Annotated in this window: 18 protein-coding genes; 9 read left to right on the top strand and 9 right to left on the bottom strand. The window is 74.2% G+C overall.

Annotated features, from left to right (window positions below):
- Positions 1–109: 109 nt before the first annotated feature.
- Positions 110–580 carry a MarR family winged helix-turn-helix transcriptional regulator gene (locus tag ACZ619_RS05725; protein ID WP_469595254.1) on the bottom strand — a complete coding sequence of 157 codons (471 nt, stop codon included), beginning with the start codon at positions 578–580 and terminating at the stop codon, positions 110–112.
- Between the two features lie 144 nt (positions 581–724).
- On the opposite strand from ACZ619_RS05725, the gene ACZ619_RS05730 reads away from it, so the two are divergent.
- Both ACZ619_RS05730 and ACZ619_RS05735 read left to right on the top strand, forming a co-directional pair.
- Entirely contained in the window at positions 725–2,674 is a 1,950-nt protein-coding gene (locus ACZ619_RS05730; RefSeq protein ID WP_469594565.1) for a hypothetical protein, read from the top strand.
- 241 nt (positions 2,675–2,915) lie between these two features.
- On the top strand, positions 2,916–4,310 hold the full coding sequence (locus ACZ619_RS05735; protein WP_469594567.1) for a carboxypeptidase regulatory-like domain-containing protein: 1,395 nt from the start codon (positions 2,916–2,918) through the stop codon (positions 4,308–4,310).
- A gap of 460 nt (positions 4,311–4,770) precedes the next feature.
- Here ACZ619_RS05735 and ACZ619_RS05740 read toward each other — a convergent pair whose 3' ends face one another.
- Complete coding sequence (locus ACZ619_RS05740; protein ID WP_469594569.1) at positions 4,771–6,264, bottom strand: MFS transporter; 1,494 nt, start codon at positions 6,262–6,264, stop codon at positions 4,771–4,773.
- Positions 6,265–6,380: 116 nt separating this feature from the next.
- Between ACZ619_RS05740 and ACZ619_RS05745 the strand changes: the two genes are divergently transcribed.
- Positions 6,381–7,067, top strand: coding sequence for a TetR/AcrR family transcriptional regulator (locus tag ACZ619_RS05745; protein ID WP_469594572.1), 687 nt, complete (start codon positions 6,381–6,383; stop codon positions 7,065–7,067).
- A 12-nt stretch (positions 7,068–7,079) separates the two neighbouring features.
- Here the strand turns inward: ACZ619_RS05745 and ACZ619_RS05750 are convergent, their stop codons facing one another.
- Entirely contained in the window at positions 7,080–8,906 is a 1,827-nt protein-coding gene (locus ACZ619_RS05750) for an arabinofuranosidase catalytic domain-containing protein (protein ID WP_469594574.1), read from the bottom strand.
- 241 nt (positions 8,907–9,147) lie between these two features.
- On the opposite strand from ACZ619_RS05750, the gene ACZ619_RS05755 reads away from it, so the two are divergent.
- From ACZ619_RS05755 to ACZ619_RS05775, 5 genes are all read left to right on the top strand, one after another.
- Positions 9,148–10,359: a sensor histidine kinase gene (locus ACZ619_RS05755; protein ID WP_469594576.1), complete on the top strand. Its 1,212-nt coding sequence runs from the start codon at positions 9,148–9,150 to the stop codon at positions 10,357–10,359.
- The gene (locus tag ACZ619_RS05760) at positions 10,352–11,017 is read left to right on the top strand and encodes a response regulator transcription factor (protein ID WP_469594579.1); all 666 of its coding nucleotides are present in this window, start codon (positions 10,352–10,354) and stop codon (positions 11,015–11,017) included. The genes ACZ619_RS05755 and ACZ619_RS05760 overlap by 8 nt, the downstream gene beginning before the upstream one ends.
- Before the next feature lie 220 nt (positions 11,018–11,237).
- Complete coding sequence (locus ACZ619_RS05765; protein WP_469594582.1) at positions 11,238–13,424, top strand: MMPL family transporter; 2,187 nt, start codon at positions 11,238–11,240, stop codon at positions 13,422–13,424.
- 158 nt (positions 13,425–13,582) lie between these two features.
- Positions 13,583–14,524, top strand: a complete 942-nt coding sequence (locus ACZ619_RS05770; RefSeq protein ID WP_469594585.1) for an oxygenase MpaB family protein — start codon at positions 13,583–13,585, stop codon at positions 14,522–14,524.
- Complete coding sequence (locus ACZ619_RS05775; protein WP_469594588.1) at positions 14,521–16,026, top strand: aldehyde dehydrogenase family protein; 1,506 nt, start codon at positions 14,521–14,523, stop codon at positions 16,024–16,026. The genes ACZ619_RS05770 and ACZ619_RS05775 overlap by 4 nt, the downstream gene beginning before the upstream one ends.
- 8 nt (positions 16,027–16,034) lie before the next feature.
- On the opposite strand, the gene ACZ619_RS05780 is transcribed toward ACZ619_RS05775, so the two are convergent.
- Positions 16,035–16,661, bottom strand: a complete 627-nt coding sequence (locus tag ACZ619_RS05780) for a TetR/AcrR family transcriptional regulator (protein ID WP_469594590.1) — start codon at positions 16,659–16,661, stop codon at positions 16,035–16,037.
- Positions 16,662–16,788: 127 nt separating this feature from the next.
- Between ACZ619_RS05780 and ACZ619_RS05785 the strand changes: the two genes are divergently transcribed.
- On the top strand, positions 16,789–17,928 hold the full coding sequence (locus tag ACZ619_RS05785; protein WP_469594591.1) for an acyl-CoA dehydrogenase family protein: 1,140 nt from the start codon (positions 16,789–16,791) through the stop codon (positions 17,926–17,928).
- Between the two features lie 83 nt (positions 17,929–18,011).
- Here ACZ619_RS05785 and ACZ619_RS05790 read toward each other — a convergent pair whose 3' ends face one another.
- The 5 genes from ACZ619_RS05790 to ACZ619_RS05810 form a co-directional block, all read right to left on the bottom strand.
- Positions 18,012–19,853: an AMP-dependent synthetase/ligase gene (locus ACZ619_RS05790; protein WP_469594594.1), complete on the bottom strand. Its 1,842-nt coding sequence runs from the start codon at positions 19,851–19,853 to the stop codon at positions 18,012–18,014.
- A 409-nt stretch (positions 19,854–20,262) separates the two neighbouring features.
- On the bottom strand, positions 20,263–22,446 hold the full coding sequence (locus ACZ619_RS05795; RefSeq protein WP_469594597.1) for a 3-hydroxyacyl-CoA dehydrogenase NAD-binding domain-containing protein: 2,184 nt from the start codon (positions 22,444–22,446) through the stop codon (positions 20,263–20,265).
- Between the two features lie 48 nt (positions 22,447–22,494).
- Positions 22,495–23,709, bottom strand: coding sequence for an acetyl-CoA C-acetyltransferase (locus tag ACZ619_RS05800; RefSeq protein ID WP_469594599.1), 1,215 nt, complete (start codon positions 23,707–23,709; stop codon positions 22,495–22,497).
- Between the two features lie 77 nt (positions 23,710–23,786).
- Complete coding sequence (locus ACZ619_RS05805; RefSeq protein ID WP_469594601.1) at positions 23,787–24,935, bottom strand: acyl-CoA dehydrogenase family protein; 1,149 nt, start codon at positions 24,933–24,935, stop codon at positions 23,787–23,789.
- Positions 24,936–24,965: 30 nt separating this feature from the next.
- A complete protein-coding gene (locus ACZ619_RS05810; RefSeq protein ID WP_469594603.1) occupies positions 24,966–26,123 on the bottom strand; it encodes a CaiB/BaiF CoA transferase family protein in 1,158 nt (385 codons plus the stop codon).
- Positions 26,124–26,127: the final 4 nt, after the last annotated feature.

Raw genomic sequence — 26,127 nt, forward strand, 5'->3', positions numbered from 1 at the left:
AATCATCGAGATATATGCGCGCCGGTCGATCATAGGTGACGCCGCTTCTTCCGTGGCCGGGGACCCGCCGGATGCACCGGACGCGGGCCCGTTCCGCCACCCGGGGCGGTCAGGCGCCGGGGGCCCTGATCGGGATGAGCTCCTCGTTCATGGCCGCCAGGAAGCGCAGCACGACGTCCAGTTCCTCGTCGGTGAAGCGGGCGCGGGCGGCGGCGGCCGCCTGGGCCAGCGGACGGAAGTAGCTGCGCGCGGCGGCCTTGGCGTCGGACGCGTAGTAGAGGTGCACCACCCGGCGGTCGGCGCTCTCGCGCACCCGGCGGATGTGCCCGGCGCGCTCCAGCCGGTCGAGGCAGGCGGTGACGGCGCCCGAGGTCAGTCCCAGGTGCTCGCGCAGCCGTCCGGGGGTCATCGGGTCGTCGGCGTCCAGGATCGCGGCGAGCGCCTGGACGTCGGTGGCGTGCAGGCCCTGTTCGCCGGCGAAACCGTGCACCAGCCGGTTGATCTCGCCGTTCATCCGGCGCAGCCGGACGGCGAGCGTCTGGAGATCCGTCCCGCCGGGCCCGCCCATGGGTCCGCCCATGGGTCCGGCCGCCGCGCGTTCCCGCTGCTGCTCGTCTGCTGTGGTCACGCGGCCAGCCTATAGAAGGCGGTGACCCCGGCCGGATTCACTCGTTTGCCGTAGTGGCATACCACCGTGTCCCCTCACCCGAAAGCGCCCCGTCCCATGCACCTTCGCTCGCTCAGACGTCCCGCGCGCGGTGCCAGGCCGCCGGTCCTGGAGGTCGAGTCCGTCCTCGTCGAGCAGTACGGGGATCTGGTCCGCCTGGCCCACCTCGTCCTGCCCGCCGCCCTCGGCCGCCACCGCCGGGTGGTGGTCGCCCACTCACTGGTGCAGCGGGCGCTGACCGGAGCCCGGCCCGGTGCCGGGGCGGCCGTCCCGGTGCCCCGCCAGGAGCGGCCCGGCGGGGCGCCCGTCGGACAGGCGCTGCTCGTGGCGGTGGTGCGCAGCGCGCTGTCGTACGACCGCGGTCCGCGCCGGCGCCTGGCTCCGCTGCTGCCCCGGCTGCCGCTCGTGGTGGGGCTGCGGCTCTTCCCCCGGTCCGGCGGCGCGGACGAACTCGCGCTCGGCCACCGCCTGTCGGGGGTGTCCGCGGCGGGCCGTGCCGCGTTCCTGCTGCGCACGATGCACGGCCTGTCCGACGACGCCGTGCGCGAGATCCTGACGGCGGCCGGGATGCCGCGTCCCGGCACCGCCCTGCGCACGGCGGACGCGCTCGGCGAGAGCGCGGGGCCGTCGGCCGCCCGGCTGCTGGCGTCGCCGGAGTTCAACGCCTGCGCGCTCCAGGCGAGCCCCACCGACCTGCTGCGGCGCAGGCGCCGGGCGCGGCTGGGCGTGGCCGCCGCGGCGCTCTGCGCACTGACGGCGGCGGGGCTGGCCGTGACCCTGTCCGGGGGCCGGGCGCCCTCCGACGGCGCGCCTACGTCCGCGGCGCGGGCCGCCTACGGTCCGGCGGACCTGCCGCGCACCGGGGAGGCGGTGTGGGACAACACCTCGCGCGTCGACTTCACGGCCTGGCCCGCCCGCGGCTCCCGGCTGCGCGACACGGCCCTGCTCGGCCGGGCCCTGGACACGTGGGCCCACCCGGTCCGCACCGGCTCCCGGCCGGCGCTCGCCCCGGGCACGAGCGCCGACGCCCCCGCCGCCGCGCCCCAGCTGCTGTTCGCGGGCGATGTGGACGGCGGTGCCGTGGTTCTCCTGTACGACGGTGAGCGCCTGGCCCGCTACACCGAGTCCGCGTCCGGGCGGGCCGCGCTGAGCGTGGCCCGGGCCGACCAGGCGGACGTGACGACCTCGGCGGCCGTCGCCCTGACCGCCTCCCGGGGGTCCGCGCGGTATCTGCTGGCACCGTGGGTCGCCGAGGCGCAGACCCGCGACCTGCTGCGCCCGGACGTCCTCGCCCGGCCGCTCGGGGTGGCGCGGAACGGGGTGACCGACCCGGTCCCGGCGGTGCCGGCCGACGGCTGCGCGAGCCGTCCGGTGCTCCAGCTGCGGTCCTCGGAGCGCATCGCCGAGCACCACGCCTTCCTGCTCGCGGGGCTCGGCGACCTCTCCCCCGTCCACCTGACGTACACGCCGCTGCCGGGCCGGGGGAACCCGCCCCGGCAGCCCCGGGAGGCGACGGGCGGGGCCGCGCTGCTGGCCTGGGCGCACCAGGCCTGCGCGCTGACGTCGCTGCGCGGGGCCGGGGTGCGGGCGGTGAACGCGTGGGACTTCGCCGAGCAGGAGCTGCCCGACGGAGGCGGGCAGGCCGTGTGGACGTGCGCCCGCGCGGACTCCTGGCGCGGCCCCGGCGATGTCACGGTGGGCCTGCGCACCAGCCGGGACGGTACGGCCGCGCCGGTGCGCACGGTGGCGCGCGCCCGGTCCACCGCCGCGTGCAGCAGGTTCGGCCAGCATGTCGTGGCCGCGACCGGCTGGCGGTCGCCGCAGGGCCACTGGTTCGTGCTGGCGGCCGGGAGCCGGGCGGTGACCGCCCTGGACGTGACCGGTGACGTCTCCGCCGCGCGGAGCGGCCGCACCCTGGCCCTCCCCGCACCCGAGCGGCCCCGGGTCGCGGTACGGGCCAGGCTCGCCACCGGCCAGGACCTCAACGGCCTGGACCAGCCCGGCTGACGACCACGGCGAGCGCAGGCCCCGCGCCCCTCCCCCGGGGAACCGGGGCCTGCGCCCGCCGACCGCCGACCGCGGTCCGCCGACCACCGGCCACCGGCCACCGGCCACCGGCCACGGTCCGCCGAACACCGACCACCGGCCGTCGCGGGTCCCTGGACGTCGTAGCGCGGTCGAACATCCGCACATATAGATGTAATCTACATACACATCGGAGCGGGGCCTGCGCGGCACGGACGCGGGCGTGGGAGAAGAGGTCGGGTACGAGGGCGTGGACAGCGATCGCACGGGACGCACCGCCGGGCTCCGCTCGGCCAGGACGCTGGCGGAGGCGGGCTGGTTCCCGGCCGTGCTCTTCCTCGGCTTCCTCTTCTGCTTCGCCCCGGCGCTGCACTCGCCCCAGCCCCACCACGCCAAGGTGGTGGTGGCCGGCGCCCGCGAGGCGCAGAAGGTGGCGACGGCGCTGGAGCGGGCGCAGCCCGGCGGTTTCGACGTCTCGGCCGTTCCCGACGCGGCGCACGCGCGCCGGGCGGTGCGCGACCGCTCGGCCGTGGCCGGTCTCGCCCCCGGCGCGCACCCCGTGCTCTTCGTGGCGAAGGCGAACGGCGCCTCGCTGGAGCAGGCGCTGACGAACGCGTTCACCGGCGTCCTCGACGGGCGGTCCGCGCCGCTCGCCGTCCGCGACGTGGCTCCCACCGTCGCCGCGGACCGGATGGGCACCACGCTGGTCTACTTCGGCATCGCCTGGAGCGTGCCGGGGTACATCCTCGCCACCACGCTGCTGCGGGCCGTCGCCTTCGACCGCCGCCGCAAGGTCCTCGCGATCCTGGCCGTCTCGGCACTGTTCAGCGTCGTCGGCTACGGCGTCGGACTGGGCCTGGGGTATCTCCCGCACGCTCCCGCCACCATGCTGCTGGCGTTCCTGCTCACCGCCGCGGTGGCGACGTTCGCCTCGGGGCTTGCGCCGTTCACCCGGCAGTTCTTCCCCTCGGTGGGCATGACCCTCTTCATCGTGCTGTCCATCCCGACCAGCGGCGGAGTGGCGCCGCCCGCGCTGCTGCCGACGTTCTTCCAGTACGTGCACGCGGTGATGCCGCTGGGCAACGCGGTGGACGCTCTGCGGTCGGCGCTGTACTTCGACGGGGCCGGGGTGCTCAGGCCGGTGCTCGTCCTGTGCGGGTGGTTCGCGGCCGGCGCCGCGCTCCTCGGCACGGACTTCCTGCTGCACCGGCGCCGGGCGGTACGGGCGGGGGACGCGCCGGAGGTCGCGGAGCCGCCGGTGGACGATCCGTCCCTGGAGACCCCGGTCCCCACCGCGCTCCCGGTGCACACCCACCACTTCGGCGAGCTCTCGCCCGACCTGGTCGGCACGGTCCACGACGGCGAGCGGCGGCCCGTGCGGAACGCGGCGATCACCGTCCTGGCGCCGAACGGCCGGCACCTGGTGTCCACGTCCACGGACGAGCACGGCGAGTACGCGGTTGCGGGGCTGCCCGAGGGGCACCTCGGCGTGGTGGCGACGGCGCCGGGCCGTGAACCGGTGGCGCTGCGCCGGCTGCTGCGGCCCGGCGAGATCCTGCGCGCCGACTTCGTCCTGCGGGACCAGCCGACCGCCCCCGAGAAGACCACGACCGCCTGACGGCGAAGCCGGCCGGGGCGACGCCCGCACCGACCGACGCGATCCCGACACGCCCGGCCACCGTTCCCCCGTTCCCCCGCTCCCCCGGGCCCGCCTCCCGCCCCCTCGGGCCGGGCTCCCGGGCCGGACTCCCGGGCCGGTCCCCCGCTCCCTCGGGGCAGGCTCCAACTCCCCCAGGCCGGCCTCACGTTCTCCCGGGCCGGGCTCCAACTCCCCGGGACCGAAATCCCGTTCCCTCAGACCGGAATCCCGTTCCCTCAGGCCGGGCTCCGGCTCCCGAGCCAGGCTCCCGCTCCCCCGACCCGAGCCAAGCCCCCTCTCCCCCGACCCGAGCCGGCCCTTCCCCCGGCCCGGGTTCCCGCTCCCCCGGGCCGACCTCGCCCGCATCCGGCAGGCGCGTCCGCACCCGGCAGGCGCGCCCCTGTCCGGCAGGCGCTTCCGTACCCGGCAGGCGTGTCCGTCAGGCCTGGGCTCGGCTCTGCTCGGGTACCGGACCGGCGGGAGCCGTGGCCCGCGGCTCCTGACGGGTGCCGGGCGTGAAGACGGCGGCGGTGACGGCGGCGAGGGCGCAGAACGCGGCGGTGACGAGGAACGCGCGGTCGTAGCCGTCGACCAGGCGGCGTACGCCGTCGGCCGCGGAGGAGGGCGTGCCGTGTGTCGCGGCGACCGTGGTGAGCACGGCGAGCCCGAGGCTCCCGCCGATCTGACGGCCCGCGTTGATGAGACCGCTGAGCAGCCCGGCCTCGTGGGCGGCGGCACCCGAGGTGGCCAGTGAGGTGTTGGCGACCATGCACAGGCCCACTCCGGTGGAGGCCACCAGGGACGGGAGCAGGAAGCCGTCCAGGAAGGTGGAGTCGGCGTGCATGCGGCCGAAGAGCAGCATGCCGGCCGTGCCGAGCACCAGTCCGCCGGTCAGGACCGCCCGGGTGCCGAAGCGGGTGGCGAGCCGTCCGGAGAGCATCGATCCGACGATCGTGCCGAAGCAGAACGGCAGGAACGCGGCGCCCGCCCGCAGCGGCGAGTAGTGCAGCACGTTCTGCAGGAACAGCGAGGCGAAGTAGAACCCGGCGACCGTGGCGGCGCCGATGAACACCACCACGAGGTTGGCGACCCACACCGACCGGGCGCGGAACACCCCGAAGCGCACGAGCGGTTCGGGTGTGCGCAGCTCCCACGCCGTGAAGGCGGCCCCGGCCACGAGTGCGACGGCGAAGGAGGCGAGGGCTCCGGCCGTGCCCCAGCCGTGTTCGCCGGCCCGGATCAGGCCGTTGACCAGCGCGGTGACGGCGACGGTCACCAGGAGCGCGCCGGGCAGGTCGAGCCGGGCGATACGGCTGCCGCGCGCGTCCCGGACGGACAGCCAGGCCAGCACGAGGCCCACCACGACGATCGGGACGTTGACGAACAGCACCCAGCGCCAGGAGAGCCACTCGGTGAGCAGCCCGCCCAGGAGCACCCCCAGCGCGCTGCCGGCGGCGGACACCATGGCCCAGACACCCACCGCCCTGGCCCGCGCCTTGGCGTCGCGGAAGGTGACCATGATGACCGCGAGGCTCAGCGGGGCGAGCAGCGCGCCGGCCAGCCCCTGCCCGGCGCGGGCGGCGACGAGCTGGCCGGGGGTCTGGGCCAGGCCGCCGACGACCGAGGTGACGCCGAAGACGGCCAGGCCGAGGAACATCGCCCGGCGGTGTCCGGCGAAGTCGGCGAACCGTCCGCCGAGCAGCAGCAGTCCGCCGAAGACGAGGGTGTAGGCGTTGACGACCCAGGACAGGGAGCCCGGCGCGAAGCCGAGGTCGGTGGCGATCGAGGGCAGCGCCACGTTCACGACGCTCACGTCGAGGACCACCATCACCTGCGCGACACAGGCCGTGGCGAGGACCAGGCCGGGGCGTGCCGGTCCGGTCCTGGGGTCGGGGCCGGTGCCCGGCGTGGTCCCGGGTTCCGTCTCGGTCATGGCGCACTTCTCCCGTTCGTAGAGGGGCGGATGCCTGTCGGCACCTCGACGCGAACAATGTACGCGTAAGGCTTACCTAACTTCTACCCCGGAACGGAGGTGGCAGGATGACGGGCATGGACAGCCCCACGCAGAGCCAGCCGGAGACCGCCGGCCCCGAGCCCGCGCGCAGGCGGCGCGGAGTGCCGAGGTCGCAGCCGCGGCCGGGGCTGACACCGCAGTCCGTCGCACGGGCGGGGCGCAGGCTCATCGAGCGCGAGGGGCTGGACGCGCTCACCATGCGCGCGGTCGCGGCCGAGCTCGGCACCGCGGCCACCTCGCTCTACCGCCATGTCGCCGACCGGGACGCGCTGCTGCTGGCGATCCTGGAGGACATCGCCGCCCGGCTGCCGGTGGAGGTGCCCGGCGGAACGCCGAAGGAGCGGCTGTTCAACCGGCTGGTCACCGCGCACGACTACATGGCCGAGCACATCTGGGTGCTGCACATCCTGATCCGCGGCGAACTGGTCGCCCGCAACGCCTTCCCGTTCAGCGACGCGTGCCTCGCCGACTTCCTGGCCGCGGGACTCGGCGAGCGCCAGGCGTCGACCGCGTACCGGGCCTGCTGGCACCTCACCATCGGTGAGCTGCTCGGCGAGCACCCGCTCACACCGCCCCGGGAGCCGAGTCAGCGCCGGATCGCCATGGACTCCGTGGATCCCGCCGAACTCCCCGCGCTCGCGCGGGTTCGCGCGGCGGACCGCCGGCAGGGCCGCGACACCTACGCGACAGCGCTCGCCGCCCTGCTGACGGCCTTCCTGTGACCGGGCCCGCCCTCAGCTCAGGGCGAACTGCTGCGCGGTGCTGCCGTTGCAGTCCCAGATCTGCAGCCGGGTGCCGTTGGCGGTGGCCCCGCTCGGCGAGTCCAGACACCTGCCCGACTGCGGGTTGAGCAGCGAACCGTCGGCCTGCTGCACCCACTTCTGACCGCCGACCCCGTTGCAGTCCCACAGCTCCAGCTTGGCGCCGTTCGCGGTGCCGTTGTTCTCGATGTCCAGGCAACGCCCGAGCGTGGACAGGGAGTTGTCGGAGCCGTGGTACCAGTGCTGGTCGATCGCGTACGACTGGCAGTCCCACAGCTGGACGGCGGCGCCGTCGGTGCCCGTGTCGTCGGCGGCGACGTCCACGCAGGCGCCGCCCGGCCCCTTGACCGGACCTCCGCCCTTCACCGAGAACTGCTGCGCGGTGCTGCCGTTGCAGTCCCAGATCTGCAGCCGGGTGCCGTTGGCGGTGGCCCCGCTCGGCGAGTCCAGACACCTGCCCGACTGCGGGTTGAGCAGCGAACCGTCGGCCTGCTGCACCCACTTCTGACCGCCGACCCCGTTGCAGTCCCACAGCTCCAGCTTGGCGCCGCCCGCCGTGCCGTTGTTCTCGATGTCGAGGCAGCGCCCGAGGGTGGACAGCGAACCGTCCGGGTTGTGCGTCCAGTGCTGGTCCTCGGCGTACGTCTGGCAGTCCCACAGCTGGACGGCGGCGCCGTCGGTGCCGGTGTCGTCGGCGGCGACGTCGACGCACTTGCCGCCCGGGCCGACGACCGTGCCCTGCGGGCCGCCCGGCACGTCGGTCCGGCCGCTGTACCCGACGGAGACCACGTTGGCCTGGACGGCGTTCTCGGCGGCGTCGGTGGGATAGCCCGAGACCATGACCCCTTCGAAGAAGGTGCCCCGGTTCCAGTTGCTGTTGTCGCCGCCGATGCCCAGGATGATGCCGCCTTCCTGCTGCATGGGCTGGTAGCCGCCCCGGGTCGGCAACGCCCCGTCCCACCAGGTACTCAGGGCGCCGGACAGGGAGTTGCCGCCCTTGAGCGCGTATCCGGTCTGGCCGTTGTTCTTCAGTACGGCGGTGACGAAGGTGCTGCCGTTGCCCTGGTTCGCGGTGTTGGAGCCGTTGTCGCCCTGGAACATGCCGTTCTCCAGGTCCGCCTCCACCCAGGGGCCGTTACCGGTGCACGGCGCGAAGTAGCAGGTGGTGGCGATGGACACGGCGTCCATGTGGCCGTTGCCGGTGTCGGCCGGGGTGCTCTCGGCGTTGCCGTAGTCGAAGCAGCAGGCGGAGCCGACATGGGTGCCGCTGGCCACCATGTAGGCGCCCTCGGGCTGGCCGTTGACGGCGACGCCGGAGGCGACCCCGGTGTAGCGGTAGCCGACGCCGGGCGAGATCCACAGCCCGTACACCTTGTGGCCGCCCGCGGTGACGGCGATCTCGGAGGCGTCGGCGCCTCGGTCGGCGCCGGTGCCGGCGGTGCCGGCCGGGCCGGGGGTGAGGTCGTTGTGCCGGCCGCTCTGGTCGTAGATCCTGGTGATCCGGCAGCCGCCGCTGTTCGTGCAGAACGCGTCCTGAGCCGCCGCGTTCGCGTATCCGCCCTGGGCCAGGGTCCCGATGTCGGCGGTGGCGCCGTCCGAGACCCGGGTCACCTGGTAGAGCGGGCCGGAGTAGGAGGAGAGCAGTGCGCGGGTGACGCTGTGCGCGGCGACGCACGGGGTGCCGGCCGCCGCGTAGATGTCGCACGGCAGCGAGCCGGCGGCCTGGGAGGAGGCGGGAAGCCCGAGCAGCATGCCGAGCGCGAGGGCGAGGGCGGAGATCCACGCTATTGGCGAGAGCATGACATTCCGGGCGGACAAGGGTCTGTGCACGGCAAGTCCCTTTCGAGGCTGGAAGATCGACTCGGCCCGCGAACCTACGCACCCTGTTCGACCCCGTCAACATGTGTTTCCTTTTTTGGTACAGACCACAGCGGAGACGCGAACTGCTGTCCGTACGTGTGGGATTGGCGGCCCTTCGCCGGTCGCGCGTTGGTCCCAAGGAGTGACGACCGGCCGGGCGGAGGTCATTAGGGTCGGGCCCATGACGGACGTTCCCCTGTTCAGGCGTTTCGGTCCGCGTGCGCGGGGTGCGGACGCCGGACTCGTGCTGGTGGCCCTGACTCCGGCGGTGCTGATGCAGCCGAGCGCCGACGGGTCCGCGCTCGGCTGGTGGCTGCTGATCGGGCTGGACACGGTGACCGGGGCCGCCCTGCTGCTGCGCCGCAGGTGGCCGTTGACCGTCTTCCTGGTCGTCCTCGCGGCGCTGGTGACGAGCGTCGTCCTCGGCGCCGCGCACGGGACCCGGCTGTCCTCCCTGGCCGCGCTCGCGCTGGCGGTCTCCCTCTACAACGTCGGCAGCCGCTCCGGCGACGGCCGGCGCACGGTCGTCGCCATGTGCTGTGCCGCCGTGGTGGTCGTGACCGGCACCTGGGTCAACCACCTCACCGCCGGGCCCGAGTACCAGGCCGGTTCGGACGTGCTCGCCGTGCTCGCCGCGCTGCCGCCGGCCTGGGCGCTCGGCAACACGGCGCGCGCCCACCGCGCCAGTCTGGGCACCGCCGCCCGGCGGGTGGACGCCATGGCCCGCGAGCACGAGCTGCGCGCGCAGCAGGCCGCCCAGCGGGAACGGGTGCGGATCGCCGGGGAGATGCACGACGTCGTCGCGCACTCCCTCACCCTGCTCGTGGTGCGCGCGGAGACGCTGCGCGCCCGGGGCGCCGAACTGCCCGACTGGGCACGCCCCCAGATCGACGGACTCGCGGTGGCCGGCCGGCAGGCGGGCGGCGAACTGCGCGACCTGCTGCGGGTGTTACGCGGCCCCGAGGACGACGCGCCGCTGCAACCCCTGCCGGGGCTGGGCGAGTTACCCGAACTCCTCGACCGCGGCCGGGCCGCCGGTGCCCGGATCGACGCCCGCGTCGACGTGCCGGGGGAACTGCCCCGGCCGGTGCAGCTGACCGTCTACCGCGTCGTCCAGGAGGCGCTCACCAACGCCCGCCGGCACGCGCCGGGGGCGACCGTGCGGGTCACCGTCCGGGCCGGTGCGGACGGGGTGCGCTGCGAGGTGGAGAACGCGCCGCCCGCGGCCCCCGGAGACACCGGCTGGGGCGCCGGGCTCGGCCTGGTCAGCATGCGCGAACGGGTCGAGGCCCTGGGCGGCCTGCTGCGGGCCGGGCCGACCCCGCAGGGCGGGTTCCGGGTGACGGCGACGCTGCCGCCGGGCGGGACACCCCTGGACGCCGCCCGTGTCTGACACCACCAGCGTCCTCGTCGTGGACGACGAGCGGATCATCCGCGAGGGACTGGCCGCGATCCTCGGCGTCCAGAACGGCGTGTCCGTCGTCGGCACCGCCGGGGACGGCGAGGAGGCCGTCGAGCTGTGCGTCCGGCTCCGGCCCGACGTGGTCATGCTGGACATCCGGATGCCCCGCCACGACGGCCTGTGGGCGCTGCGGGAGCTGGGCCGGCGCGGCCTCCTGGGCCCCGGCCGCGCCCAGGTGCTCGTGCTGACCACCTTCGGCCTCGACGAGTACGTCGACCAGGCCCTCGCGGCGGGCGCGGCCGGGTTCCTGCTCAAGAGCAGTTCCTACGAGGAGCTGACGGCCGCGGTGCGCGCCGCGGCGGCCGGGCAGCGCACCCTGAGCCCCGCCGTCACCGAACGCATCATCGAGAGCCACCTCGCGGCCCGGCGGCAGCCGGACCCCGGCGACCTCGACCGGCTCGCCGACCTCACCTCCCGGGAGCGGGACGTCCTCCGGCTGGTCGGCGACGGGCTGAGCAACGCGGAGATCGCCGACCGGCTCGTCGTCAGCCTCCACACGGTCAAGACGCACGTCAGCCGCATGCTCGCCAAGACCGGCTGCCAGAGCCGCGCACAGGCGGCGGTGCTGGCCCGCCGCACCCTGCGCTGACACGACGGCCGCCCGGGTCACTCCTTGGTGTGATGCCGGGCCGGTGCCGGTCCGCCGAGGGAGTGACCGGCAGGCCGCGAAGCGAACGACAACGAGTGACGATCCGCGGCGCGATTCCCGGCTGAATGGGTGCTGCGCGGCAGTGGGCCGCGTGGCACCCCGGCGGTCCGAGAGCGGCGCGACCGGGAGGCCGAGCAGCCGAGAAGCGGAAGAAGACGAGATGACGAGGGAACGCGGCGGGGCGACCGTGCGCATAGCCCGCTGGAGTGCGACACACCCGTGGTGGGCGGTCTGTGCCTGGGTGCTGTTCGTGGTGCTCTGCGTCGGCGCGGGTGCCGCGGTGGGCACCAGGACCGACGACATGGGTCTGGCGACGGGAGAGGCGCTGCGGGCCGCCGAGATCGAGGACGGGGCCGGACTGACCGCCCCGGCCGTGGAGAACGTGCTCATCACCGCCCGTTCCGGCGCCCTGGACGGGCCGAGCGCGCGGCGGGCCGCGGCCGACGTACGGGCCCGCCTGGCGAAGCTGCCGCAGGTCGACGAGGTCGCCGAGGCCGTGACCGCGCGAAACGGCTCGGCGCTGCTGGTCCGGGCGACGATGGCGGGCGACGCCGACGACGCCGACGCGCGGGTCCGGCCGCTGCTGGACGCGACCGAAGCCACCGCGGGGGCCTTTCCCGCACTCCGGGTCGAGGAGGTGGGCGACGCCTCGATGAGCGCCGCGCTGGACAGCCGCCTCAACGGCGACTTCCACAAGGCGGAGCTGGTCAGCATCCCCGTCACCCTCGCCATCCTGCTGGTGGCGTTCGGGGCGCTGCTCGCGGCGGGCGTCCCCGTGCTGCTGGCGCTGTCGTCGGTGGGCGCGGCCATCGGGCTCTCCGCCCTCGCCTCCCGGCTCGTCCCCGCGACCGACGTGCTGGACAGCGTGATCCTGCTCATCGGCATGGCCGTGGGCGTGGACTACTCGCTCTTCTACCTCAGGCGCGACCGCGAGGAACGGGCGCTGGGCCGGGACCGGATCGACGCCGTGGAGATCGCGGCGGCCACCTCCGGGCACGCGGTGGTGGTCTCCGGTCTCGCGGTGTCGGTCGCCATGTGCGGGATGTTCGTCTCGGACAGTTCGACGTTCCACTCCCTGGCGATCGGCGCGATCCTGGTGGTGGCCGTGGCGGTCCTCGGTTCGGTGACGGTGCTGCCCGCCCTGCTGGCCGGACTTGGCTCCCGGCTGGAGCGCCCGAGGGTGCCGCTGGTCTGGCGCCTGACGGCGCGTCAGCGGGATGCGGGACGCTTCTGGCCGGCGGTGCTGCGTCCCGCCCTGCGCCGGCCCGCCGCGACCCTCACGGTCTCGGTCGTGGCCCTGCTGGCGCTGGCCGCCCCCGCCACCGGCATGAAGCTGAAGCTCCTCGACGACTCCGACCTGCCCCGCACCCTCCCCGTCATGCAGAGCTACGACCGCCTCACCGCCGCGTTCCCCGCCACCGGCTCCTCGTCGCTGCGCGTGGTGGTACGGGCCCCGGCCGCGGAGGCCGCCCGGGTCGGCAGGGCGCTGACCGCGCTGGCCGGGGAGGCGGCCGGGCAGCCGCTGTTCACCGAGGACCAGACGGCCCGGCCGCGGACCTCGGCGGACCGTACGGTGACCACCGTCGACCTGGGAGTGGGCCACCGGGCCGGCACCGCCGACGCGAAGCGCGCCCTCGACCTGCTGCGCGGACGGCTGCTGCCACGGGCGCTGAACGGGGTCGAGGTCACCGAGCACGCGGTGGGCGGTCCGGTCGCGCTGACCGCGGACTTCACCGACGACGCCACGGAGGCGATGCCCTGGGCGATCGGCTTCGTCCTGCTGCTCACCCTGGTCATGCTGATGGCGGTCTTCCGCTCGCCGGTCGTCGCGCTCACCGCGATCGCCCTCAACACCCTTTCCGCCGGGGCCTCCTACGGTCTGCTGACCCTGGTCTTCCAGCACCACTGGGCCGAGGGGCCGCTCGGCTTCCGCTCCAACGGCGCGATCGTGACCTGGCTCCCGCTGTTCCTGTTCGTCGTGCTCTTCGGGCTGTCGATGGACTACCACATCTTCGTGGTCAGCCGGATCCGGGAGCTGGTCGGTCAGGGGGTGCCCACCCGGCAGGCGGTGGCCCGGGGCATCACCGGTTCGGCGGGCACGGTCACCAGCGCGGCCGTGGTCATGGTCGCCGTGTTCGCGATCTTCGCGACGCTGTCCACGCTCGACATGAAGCAGCTCGGCGTGGGCCTCGCCGCGGCGATCCTGCTGGACGCGACGGTCATCCGCGCGGTGGTGCTGCCGTCCGCGATGATCCTCCTGGGCCGATCGAACTGGTGGACCCCGCGCTTCCTCGCCCGTCCCGAGACCCCCACGGCTCCCCGGGACCGGTTGCCCACCCCGGTCTGATCCACGTTCGGACCGCTTCGGCCCCCACCCGCCCGAGCCGGGCAGCACCGGCCCGGGCGGGTCGTCGGCGCGGTCGGCGCAGGAGTCTTGACCCCGGAGATACAACTCAATAGTTTCAGTATCATCGACTCACCGGCCGGCGCCAGGAGGGATCACCCATGGGCCGCTACCGTCGGCTGCGCCGCATCCGGCAGATGGACCCGCAGCGGGACTTCGAGCAGATCTACCGGTGGATCGTCCACTACGAGTTCCCGAACGACTATCTCCACGGGACGTCGATCGCGTTCCTGCGCGACTACGGCGTCCCCCGCATCTCCAGACTCCTGGACCGCACCCAGGAGTTCGAACGAGCGGGCCAGAAGCGCTACGACGACACGGTGCTGATCTCGTACGAGATGGTCCGCGAGGGGATGGACTCGGAGCACGGCCGGGCGGCCGCCCGCCATCTGAACCGCATACACGGCCGTTACCGGATCCCGAACGAGGACTTCCTCTACGTGCTGGCCACCACCGTGGTGGGACCGAAGCGGTGGATCGACGAGTACGGGTGGCGGCGCCTGTCCGAGCAGGAGACCGAGAGCCTGGCGCTGGTGGGCAGGCGGATGGGCGAGATGATGGGCATCTCCGGTCTGCCGGACGGCTACGCCGCGTTCGAACGCCTCCACGACGACTACGAACGCGAGATGTTCGCCTACGACCCCGCCAACCGCAGGGTCGCCGCGGCCACCCTGCGGATCATGGCCGCGTGGTACCCGTCGCCGTTACGGCGTACCGCGTCCCGCGTCGCCCTCGCCGTGCTGGACGAACCGCTGCTGGCGGCGCTCGGCTTCCGGCCCGAGCCGCGCCGGCTGCGGACCGCGGTCCACCGGGCGCTGCGCGCCCGGGCCCTGCTGATCCGGCTGCTGCCCGCGCGGCCGGAGCGGTTCCCGCGCAGACCCCAGGCGCGCACCTACCCGTTCGGCTGGACCCTGGACGACCTGGGTCCGCACTGGGCGCACACGCGCCCGCCGGCCCCGCTCCAGGACGAGACGCCGCAGGAACGGGCCGGCGCTCCGGCGCGGCCGTCCGCCCCCGACGCCCGCCCCCAGGAGACCCCATGACCGACACCACCCCGGCCGCCGCGGCACGGCCCGCTTCCTTCACCACGCACTCCCCCGCGACGGGCGAGCCGATCGCCACGCACCCGGTGCACGGCCCCGAGGAGGTGGCCCGCGCCGTGGCCCGGGCCCGCGCCGTCCAGAGCGGCTGGGCGGCACTGTCCGCGTCCCGGCGCAGGCAGCACCTGCTGCGCTGGAAGAAGGCCCTCGCCACCGACCTGGACGCGGTGGCCCGCACCATCGCCGAGGAGACCGGGAAGCCGGCCGGTGACGCCGCGCTGGAGGTCGTCCTCACCCTGGAGCACCTCGGCTGGGCCGCCCGCAACGCGCGACGCGTGCTGCGCCGGCGAAGGGTGGGCACGGGGGTGTTCACCCTCCACCAGCGGGCTTCGCTGGTGCACCGCCCGCTCGGCGTGGTCGGGGTGATCGGCCCCTGGAACTATCCCCTGTACACACCGATGGGCTCCATCGGCTACGCCCTGGCCGCGGGGAACGCCGTGGTCTTCAAGCCCTCCGAACTGACACCGGGCACCGGCGTCCTGCTGGCCGAGCTCTTCGACGCCGCCGTGCCCGCGTACGCCGGGCTGCTCACCACCGTCACCGGAGCGGCGGCCACCGGGGACGCCCTGGCCCGGTCCGGGGTCGACAAACTGGCGTTCACCGGATCGCCGGGCACGGCCCGCAAGGTGATGGCGGTGTGCGCCGGGACGCTCACCCCGTTCCTCGCGGAGTGCGGCGGCAAGGACGCCGTGATCGTCGCCGCGGACGCGGACCTGGACGCGGCGGCCGACGCCATCGCGTGGGGCGCGCTGAGCAACGCGGGGCAGACCTGCGCGGGCGTGGAGCGCGTCTACGCGGTGCGCGGGATCCACGAGGCGCTGTGCGAACGGGTGGTGGAGCGGGCCGGGGCGCTGCGCCCGGGGGCCGAGGCGGGCGCCCCGTACGGCCCGATGACCCTGGCGGGCCAGGCCGCGGTCGTCGAACGGCATGTGAGCGGCGCGGTCTCGGCGGGTGCGAAGGCCCTGCTGGGCGGGCCCGACTCGGTGCGCGCCCCGTACGTGACGCCGGTCGTGCTGACCGCAGTCCCGGAGGACGCGGCGGCGATGACCGAGGAGACCTTCGGGCCGGTGGTGGCGATCAACGCGGTGGCGGACCTGGACGAGGCGGTGGCGCGGGCCAACGCCTCGCGGTACGCCCTCGGTGCCGCGGTGTTCTGCCGGAGCGGGCGCGCCGGTGCGGCGATCGCGGCCAGGCTGCGGGCGGGGGCGGTCTCGGTCAACTCGGTCCTGGGTTTCGCGGCGGTGCCCGCGCTGCCGTTCGGCGGTTCGCAGGACTCCGGCTTCGGACGGATCCACGGCGCCGAAGGGCTGCGCGCGTTCACCTCCGTGCAGTCCACGACGGTGCAGCGGTTCACCCCGCCGATCGCGCTGACCTCCTTCGCGGTCCCGGCGGCCACCCGGGAGCGGGCGGTGCGGACGGCCCGGGCGCTGCACCGGCGCCGCTGACCGTCCGCTCAGGCGTCCAGCAGCGGGGCCAGGTAGCGGCGGGCGAAGGCCCGCGCCTGGTCCTCGTCCTCCATCTCGATACAGCTGGCGGGGTTGAGCAGGAACGACACAGCGACCCGCACCATCAGCTCGGCGACCGGGCGCGGGTCGTCGCCGGGACGGCCCTCGGCCTGCTGCGCCCGGCGCAGATGGACCGTCAGGTACTCGACGGTGGCGGAGAGCGAGGAGCTGCCGCGCACGGTCAGGTAGGGCAGCACCAGTTCGGGTTCGAGGCGCAGCAGTCCGCCGTAGAGCGGATGGGCGCGGGTGTGGCGCAGGGCCACCACGAAGCCCTCGACGACCCGCTCCTTCATGGTCGGCAGCGCCGCCACCGCGGCGTCCAGCCGCTGGAAGAACCGGCTGAGCTCGCGCAGCAGGGTGTCCTCGACCAGCTTGTCCTTGGTCTGGAAGCGCCGGTAGACGGTGACCCGGGAGACGCCGGCGCGCTTGGCGACGTCGTCCATCGAGGAGCGGCGCAACCCCAGGAGGGTGAACTGCTCCAGTGCCGCGTCGAGGATCCGGCGCGCCGTTTCGTCCGTCGGCTGCGGCTCGGCGAGGGCCCGGGCGAGCCACGAGTCGTTCGTGTCAGTTCGCATGGTGCTCCTCAGGATACGGCGAACACCTCCCGGAGATGCTCTGATACATATAGCATCTCTTTGTAACTCACCTGTGTGCCCGCCCCTGACCGAGCCGCCGACCGGCAGACGGATCCCGGAGGACCTGATGGGCAGTCGACTCACCGAGGAACAGGCCGCCTTCGCCGCGGCCGTGCGTGACCTCGCCAAGCGCGAGTGCGGCACCCGGGAGCAGCGCGACGCGCTGACCGGGGGCGGCCGCGAGGCCCACCATCCCGAGCTGTACGCGAAGCTGGCCCATCTGGGCTGGCTCGGGGTGTGCCTGCCCGAGGAGTACGGGGGATCCGGCGGCGGACTGGCCGACGCCTGCCTCTTCCTGGAGGAGACCTCGTACGGGATGGTCCCCTGCGGCGGCTTCGTCACCACCGTCATCGCCGCGAAGGCGTACGAGCGGTTCGGCAGCGGGCGGCAGCGGCGGGAGGTGCTGGGCGGTGCCGTGCGCGGCGAGGTCCTGGCCATCGCCATGTCGGAGCCGGGGGCCGGGTCGGACGTCGGCGCGCTGCGCTGCCGCGCCCGCCGGGAGCGGGACGGCGGCTGGGTCGTCGACGGCCAGAAGACCTGGATCTCCAACGCGCACCTGGCGAAGAGCATCCTGCTGGTGGCCCGCACCGGCGAGGACAAGCACGGCGGGCTGACCATGTTCCACCTGCCCGCCGACACGCCCGGGGTGGAGGTGCGGGGCATCGAGACGATGCGCGGCCGGGAGGTCAACGACGTCTTCCTGACCGGCGTCCGGCTGCCCGCGGACGCGGTCGTCGGCGAAGTGGACAACGGCTGGCGGCAGTTGATGGCCGGGCTGAACCACGAGCGGCTCTTCCTGGCCGCGAACATGCTGGGCCTGGCGCGCCGCGCCTTCGACGACGCCGTCGCCTACGTCCGCCACCGCGAGCAGTTCGGGCGGCCGGTCGGCTCCTTCCAGGCGCTGCGGCACCGGGTCGCCGATCTGGCCACCGAGATCGAGTGCACCCGGCTGCTGGTGCGCGAGGTGGCGCTGGACTGCGACGCGCGGCCCGAGGAGGTGTTCCCGCGCGAGGCGTCGATGGCCAAGCTCAAGGCCACCGAGACCGCCAAGCGGGCCGCTCTGGAGGGCATGCAGATGATGGGCGGCTACGGCTACACCACGGAGTTCGACATGGAGCGCCACCTGCGGGCCGCGGTCGCCTCCACGATCTACGGCGGGACCAGCGAGATCCAGCGGGACGTCATCGGCAGGACCTACGGACTCTGAGCGGCGCCTGACGTGACGCGCCGGCCGGCCGTCCCCGGGCGGGCGGGGGCGGGCGGCCGGCTGCGCGCGGAGCGGGCTACGGGTCAGTCCTGGTAGAGCCCGGACAGCAGGTCGGCGTACTTGTCCCGGATGACCCGGCGCCGCATCTTCAGCGACGGCGTCAGCTCGCCGGTCGCCGGGCCCCACTCCTCGGCCAGCAGCTCGTACCGCTTGACCTGCTCGGTGCGGTTGAGCCGGGTGTTCGCGGCGGCCACCGCGCGGTCCACCTCCGCCCGGACGGCGGGGTGTCCGGCCAGCCCCGCCGGTCCGCCCGGCGCCTCGACGCCGTTGGCCGCGGCCCAGGCGGGGGCGGTCTCCGCGTCCAGCACCAGGAGGGCGACCAGGTAGGAGCGGTCGTCGCCGTGCACCATGGCCTGGCCGATCAGCGGGTGTTCCTTGAGCGCGTTCTCCACCAGGGCCGGGGAGACGTTCTTGCCGGTCGAGGTGACGATCATCTCCTTCTTCCGGTCGGTGAGCCAGAGGTAGCCGTCCTCGTCGACGCGGCCGATGTCGCCGGTGGCCAGCCAGCCGTCGGCGTCGAGAGCGGACCGCACCGAGCCGTCCGGCTGGAGGTAGCCGGAGAACACCGAGGAACCCCGCACCAGGATCTCGCCGTCCGCCGCGACGCGGATCTCCACGGACTCCACCGGGCGGCCCACCGAGCCGAGCCGGAAGCCGGTGCGCGGGCTGTTGCCGGTGGCCACGCCGGTGGTCTCGGTCAGCCCCCAGGCGTCCATGACGACGATGCCGAAGCCGGCCCAGAACCGCACCACGTCGACCGGCATCGGCGCCGACGCGCTCGCCGACCAGGTCACCCGGTCCAGGCCGCCCGCCGCCAGCAGCGGCAGCAGCACCTCCGCCCGGACCCGCGCGTAGCTCTCCTCCAGCCCGGCGGGCGGTGTGCCGCCGCGCTCGCGGTACCCGACGTGCTCGCGGGCGACCTCGAACGCCCCCTCGATGACGGCCCGTTGGCCGTCCGGCATCAGCGAGAGCACGCCCCGTACGGCGGCGGCCAGCTTCTCCCAGATCCGCGGCACGCCGAAGAACTGCGCGGGGCGCACCTTGCGCACCACCGCGCCGACGCGTGTCGGGTCGGCGCACAGGTACACGTGCGAGGCCCGGTGACAGGGCAGGTAGATGCCCAGCATCCGTTCCGCGATGTGGGCGAAGGGGAGGTAGCAGATGTGCTCGACGTGCGGGGGCAGCTCCACCACCGCGTCCAGTGCCCGGGCGTTGGACATCACCTGGCGGTGGGTCAGTACGACGCCCTTGGGCTCGCCGGTGGTGCCCGAGGTGTAGACGACGGTCAGCGGGTCCTCGGGGCGGGCGGTGTCCAGTTCCTTGGCGAACCGCTCCGGAACCGGTTCGCCGAGCAGGGCGGCGTACGGGAGGTGGGCGCCCTCCGTGCCCTCCGTGCCCTCCTCGACCACCACCAGGCGCTCCAGCGGGGTGCCGGTGTCGGCCAGCGGGGCCGCCCACACGGCCGCCTGCTCCGGTCCCTCCACCACGGCGAGGCGGGCACGGCAGTTGCGGGCGATGTGGGTGATCTGCCCGGGGGCCGCGGTGCCGTAGACACTGACCGGGACCGCGCCGAGGCGGACCAGGGCCAGGTCGGACAGCCAGTGCTCGGGCCGGTTGGCCATCATCAGCAGCACGTGGTCGCCGCGGCCGACACCGAGGGCGCGGTAGCCGGCCGCGAGTCTGCCGGTGTGTTCGTGGATCTCCGCCCAGCTCAGCGTCGTCCAGTCGCCGTCCGGGTCCGCCGACTGCCAGGAGAGGCCGGGGAGTTCGGGGAACGCGTGGGCGTTGTGGGCGAGCAGCTGGGGCAGGGTCCGGTCGGCCGGGTCGTCGGGCAGGTCGCCGTTGGTACGGGGGGCCGGGGTCATCGGGGCCTCCTTGCGGGTCGGAGGGGAGCGTCTGGGCGGAGCGTGTCGCGCGCGGAACCGGGTGGAGCCGGGTGCAGCCGGGTGGAGCGGGCCCCGACCCGGCCGGGACCTCGGAGAAGAGGGCCCTGGCCGAGGGGAACGGGGGTGTTGCTCAGGACGTGGCGTGCCGGTGACGGCGTGCCGTGCCGCCGGGACGTGGCGGGCCGGCCACGACGTACAGCGCTGCCGAGGACGTGCCGTGCCGGTGACGGCGTGCCGGACCGCCGGGACGTGGCCTGCCGGTGACGGCGTGCCGAGCTGCCGAGGACGTGGCCTGCCGGTCGCGACGTACAGCGCTGCCGAGGACGTGCCGTGCTCTGGTCAGGGCCTGCCGTCGGCCGCGGGGGCGTCAGGGTGCCCCGGGGCCGGGTCAGGCGTCGGTGAAGGTCTCGCCCTGTTCTGCCTTGCGCAGCAGCAGTTCCGGCGGGGCGAAGCGTTCGCCGTGCTTCGCGGCCAGCTCCCGCGCGCGGGTCACGAAGCCGGGCAGCCCGCCCTCGTAGCCGTTGACGTACTGGAGCACGCCGCCCGTCCACGGCGGGAAGCCGATGCCGAGCAACGAGCCGATGTTGGCGTCCGCGACCGAGACCAGCACGCCCTCCTCCAGGCAGCGCACCGCGTCCAGCGCCTCGGCGAAGAGCATCCGCTCCATCGTCTCGGTCAGGTCGGCGGGCTGCCGCGCGGGATCGGTGAAGTGCTCGCGCAGTCCCGGCCACAGCCCGGCGCGCCTGCCGTCGGCGTAGTCGTAGAAGCCCGCGCCGCCGGACCGTCCGGGGCGGCCGAACTCGTCGATCATGCGGTCCACCACCGCGTCCGCGGGGTGCGCCTGCCACGCGCGGCCCGACGCCTCGACCGCTCGGCGGGTCTCCTCGCGGATCCTGCGCGGGAGGGTGAGGGTGAGCTCGTCCATCAGGCTGAGGACCTTGGCCGGGTAGCCGGCCTGGGCGGCGGCCTGCTCGACGGAGGCCGGTTCGATGCCCTCGCCGACCATGGCGACGCCCTCGTCGATGAAGCGGCCGATGACCCGGGAGGTGAAGAAGCCGCGCGAGTCGTTCACCACGATCGGGGTCTTGCGGATCCGCCGCACCAGGTCGAAGGCGCGCGCCAGCGCCTCCTCCCCCGTCCTTGCGCCCTTGACGATCTCCACCAGCGGCATCCTGTCGACCGGCGAGAAGAAGTGCAGGCCGATGAAGTCCTGCGGACGCTCCACGCCCTCGGCGAGGACGGTGACGGGCAGCGTGGAGGTGTTCGAGCAGAGCAGCGCGTCCGGGGCGACGACGTCCTGGATCTCCTGGAACACCTTGAGCTTGAGGTCCGTGTCCTCGAACACGGCCTCGATCACCGCGTCACAGCCGGCCAGGTCCCGGACCTCGGCGGTCGGGGTGATGCGGGCCAGCAGGGCGTCCGCCGCCGCCCGGGTCGAACTGCCGCGGGCGACGGCCTTGGCGCACAGCTTCTCGGAGTGGGCCCTGCCCCGCGCGGCCGCCTCGGCGGATACGTCCTTCAGCACGACGTCGATACCGGCCGCGGCGCAGGAGTGGGCGATACCGGCGCCCATCATGCCCGCGCCGAGCACGGCCACCTTGGTGACCTCGCGCGGTGCGACGCCCCGCGGGCGGCCGGCGCCGGAGTTGACCGCCTGAAGGTCGAAGAAGTACGCCTGGATCATGTTCTTGGTGATCTGCCCGGTGACCAGTTCGGTCAGGTGGCGGGCTTCCACCAGGAAGGACGTGTCCACGTCGACCTGGGAGCTCTCCACGGCCGCGGCGAGGACGCTGTGCCGGGCCGGGTACGGGGCGCCGCCCGTCCGTTTCTTCAACAGCGGAGTGAAGGAAGGGAGTTGTGCGGCGAGCTCCGGGGTCGAGGGGGTGCCGCCGGGGATGCGGTAGCCGGGGGCGTCCCAGGGCTGCGCGGACCGCGGGTGGGCGTCGATGAACGTCCTTGCCCTGGGGAGGAGTTCGTCCGGGCTCGCGGCGATCTCGTCGACCAGGCCGGCCGCCAGGGCGCGCGCCGGTCCGTACCGGCCGCCTTCCAGGAGGACCTTCCGCAGGGCCTCCGCGACGCCGAACATCCGCACCGTGCGGGTCACTCCGCCGCCGCCCGGCAGCAGGCCCAGGGTGACTTCGGGGGATCCGACTTGGGCGGCGGGGCTGTCCAGCACCACCCGGTGGTGGCAGGCGAGCGCGATCTCGTAACCGCCGCCCAGCGCGGCTCCGTTGATGGCGGCGACGACCGGCCTGCCCAGTGTCTCCAGGACGCGCAGCGAGCGCTTGACCCGCATCCCCGCCTCGAAGGAGGCGCCCGCGGTCTCGGGTGTGACGGCGATCAGGTCGCGCAGGTCGCCGCCGGCGAAGAAGCTCTTCTTGGCGGAGGTGACGATGACGCCCCGGACCGTGTCACGGTGGGCCGCCAGCCGTGCCGCGACGGCGTCCAGCGAGTCGATGAACGCGGCGTTCATGGTGTTGACGGACTGGTCGGGGTCGTCGAGGACGAGGGTGACGACGTGGTCGTCGGACTCTTCCCAGCGGATGGTGGAGGGGCGTGCGGTGGTGTCCATGACTGGTGTCTCCCGTGGAGGCGGAGGGCTGCGGAGGCGGTCGGCGGGTCAGAGGCGCTCGACGACGGTGGCGATGCCCATGCCGCCGCCGACGCACAGGGTGGCCAGCCCGTACCGCAGGTCGCGGCGCTCCAGTTCGTCCACGAGGGTGCCGAGGATCATCGCGCCGGTGGCGCCCAGCGGGTGCCCCATGGCGATGGCGCCGCCGTTGACGTTCACCCGGTCCAGGTCCAGCCCCATGTCCTTGACGTAGCGCAGGACGACGGCCGCGAACGCCTCGTTGATCTCGACCAGGCCGAGGTCGCCGACGGTCAGCCCGGCCTTGGCGAGGGCCTTGCGGGAGGCGGGCGCGGGGCCCGTCAGCATGATGGTGGGATCGGCCCCGGACACGGCCGCGGAGACGATCCTGGCCCGTGGGGTCAGGCCGTGGCGCTCGCCGGCCTCCCGGCTGCCGATCGCGACCAGGGCGGCGCCGTCGACGATGCCGGAGGAGTTGCCCGCGTGGTGGACGTGGTCGATGCTCTCCACCCAGTGGTACTTCTGCAGCGCCACCGCGTCGAACCCCGCCCGTTCGCCGGGCCCGGCGAAGGAGGGCCTGAGCGCGGCCAGGCTCTCGGCGGTGGTGCCGGGCCGCATGTGTTCGTCCCGGTCGAGGACGGGGAACCCGTTGCGGTCCCGCACGGGGACGACCGAGCGGTCGAAGCGCCCGTCCTTCCAGGCAGCGGCGGCCCGCTCCTGGGAGAGCGCGGCGTAGGAGTCCACGTCGTGCCGGGAGAACCCCTCCAGGGTGGCGATCAGGTCGGCGCCGATGCCCTGCGGGACGAAGCCGGTGGCGTGGCTGGTGGTCGGGTCCAGCGCCCAGGCGCCGCCGTCGCTGCCCATCGGCACCCGCGACATGGACTCCACCCCGCCCGCCAGGACCAGGTCCTCCCAGCCCGAACGGACCTTGGCCGCCGCCATGTTGACGGCTTCGAGCCCGGAGGCGCAGAAGCGGTTCTCCTGCACGCCCGCCACCGTGTCCGGCAGACCCGCGAGGACCGCGGCGGTACGGGCGATGTCGGCGCCCTGGTCTCCGAGGGGGCTGACCACGCCGAGGACGATGTCGTCGACCGCCGCCGGGTCGAGGTCCGGGAAGCGGCGCAGGGTCTCCCGGACGAGGCCGACGACCAGGTCGATCGGCTTGGTGCCGTGCAGGGCCCCGTCGGCCTTGCCGCGACCGCGCGGGGTGCGGATCGCGTCGTACACGTACGCTTCGGTGCTCACCTTGGGTGCCTTCCATGTCGGGTCGGGAGGAGGCCGCGGGCGCGACACGCGCGTCGCCGCACGCGGTCGGCCCGGGCTCAGCCGAGCAGCGAGCGGCCGATGATCTCCTTCATGATCTCGGTGGTGCCGCCGTAGATGGTCTGGACGCGGCTGTCGAGGAACGCGCGGGCCACCCGGTACTCGGTCATGTAGCCGTATCCGCCGTGGAGTTGCAGGCAGCGGTCGACGACCCGCTTCTGGAGTTCGGTGGCCCACCACTTGGCCATCGAGGCCTGGACGGGGTCCAGTCGCCCCTGACTGTGCTCGATGACGCAGCGGTCCACGAAGGTGCGGGTGACCGCGGTCTCGGTGGCCATCTCGGCGATCTCGAAGCGGATGTGCTGGAGCCTGGCCAGCGGTCCGCCGAACGCCTCGCGCTCCTTCACGTAGCGCAGGGTGACGTCCAGGATCTCCTCGGCCGCGGCGGCGGCGCCGACCGCGATGGCCAGCCGCTCCTGGGCCAGGTTGCCCATGAGGTGGGCGAAGGCCCGGTGCTCCTCGCCGAGCAGGTTGCGTTTGGGGACCCGCACGTCGTTGAAGAACAACTCGGCGGTGTCCTGGGCCTTCTGGCCGATCTTGTCGAGGTTGCGGCCGCGCTCGAAGCCCGCCGTGCCGCGCTCGACGACCAGCAGGCTCTGCCCGCCGCTGCCGCCCTCGGGGGTGGTCCGGGCGACCACCACGACGAGGTCGGCGAGGATGCCGTTGGAGATGAACGTCTTGGCGCCGTTCAGCAGGTAGTGGTCGCCCCGGTCGGTGGCGGTGGTGCGGATGCCCTGGAGGTCGGAGCCGGTGCCGGGTTCCGTCATCGCGATGGCGGTGACGAGGTTGCCGGAGGTGAACCCGGGCAGCCAGCGCCGCTTCTGCTCCTCGTCGGCGAGCCGGGTCAGGTACGGGCCGACGATGTCGTTGTGCAGGCTGAGGGCGAGTCCGGAGGCACCGGCGCGGGCGAACTCCTCGATGAGGACGGCGCTGTAGCGGAAGTCGTCGGTCCCGCCGCCGCCGTACTCCTCGTCGACGGCCATGCCCAGCAGGCCCTGGCGGCCGGCCGAGCGCCATGCCTCGCGGTCGACGACGCCCTGCCGCTCCCAGCGTTCGTGGTGCGGGAGAACCTCCTTGGCGAGGAAGGTCCGCACCGTCTCGCGGAAGGCCGCGTGGTCGGGGCCGTACAGAGTGCGTTCGAGTGTCACGCCAGCTCCTCGCGTGTGGGACCGGGTGGTTCAGCGGCTTCGGGGGGTCAGGAGTTCGGGCACGTCCCAGTCGTGGGCCACGTCGGGGGTGTGGGCGCCGGGGACGGCCGGGGGCAGACGGAGGGTGCCCGGGGTGGCGGAGAACCGTGGGGCGGGTGCGGGCTGGGGGATGCCGTACGCCTCGGTGTAGGTCCCGCGTGCGGCCAGGTGGCGGTGGCCGGCCGCCTCGCGCAGCGAGAGCACGGGGGCCGCGCAGGCGTCGGTGCCTTCGAAGACGGCCGTCCACTGCGCGCGGGTGGCGGCCTTGAACCGGGCGGTGAACAGGGTGCGCAGTTCGGGCCAGTTGCCCGGGTCGGCGCGGTCCGGGAGGTCCTCGCCGGCCAGGCCCAGCAGGCTGACGAACACGGCGTAGAACTGCGGTTCCAGGGCGCCGACCGCCATCCACCCGCCGTCGGCGGTCTCGTAGACACCGTAGTACGGGCAGCCGCCGTCGAGCAGGTTGCGGCCGCGGGCGTCCTGCCAGGTGCCCTCGGCGAGCATGCCCCAGAACATGGCCGTCAGGTGTGCGGTGCCGTCCACGATCGCGGCGTCCACCACCTGGCCGCGGCCGGTGGCCCGCGCGGTGAGCAGCGCGGCGAGGACGCCGGTGGTCAGGTAGAGGGAGCCGCCCGCGTAGTCGCCGAGCAGGTTGACCGGGGCGACGGGCCGTCCGTCCGGCGCGCCGACCATGGACAGGGCGCCGGCGGTGGCGATGTAGCCGATGTCGTGTCCGGCCAGGGCGGAAAGGGGCCCCTGCTGCCCCCAGCCGGTCATCCGGCCGTACACCAGCGCCGGGTTGACGGCCATGCACTGCTCGGGGCCGACACCGAGCCGCTCCACGACGCCGGGCCGGTATCCCTCCAGCACGATCTCGGCGCGCGCCGCCAACGCCCGTACCGTTCCCGGTCCTTCGGGTGCCTTGAGGTCGACCAGGACGGAGCGCTTGTTGCGGTTGGTGACGTCGTGGACGGGATGGCCGCCGAGCGGTGAGGAGCCGGGGCGGTCCACACGGACCACGTCGGCGCCCAGGTCGGCGAGCAGCATGGCGGCGAACGGGCCGGGGCCGATCCCCGCGAGTTCGACCACGCGCACGCCGTCCAGCGGGCCCGCCGGCCGGGGGCCGGGCGGGTCGGTGGGGTGCTGGCTCATGGGT

The organism is Streptomyces sp. NPDC104367 (genome assembly GCF_055583825.1).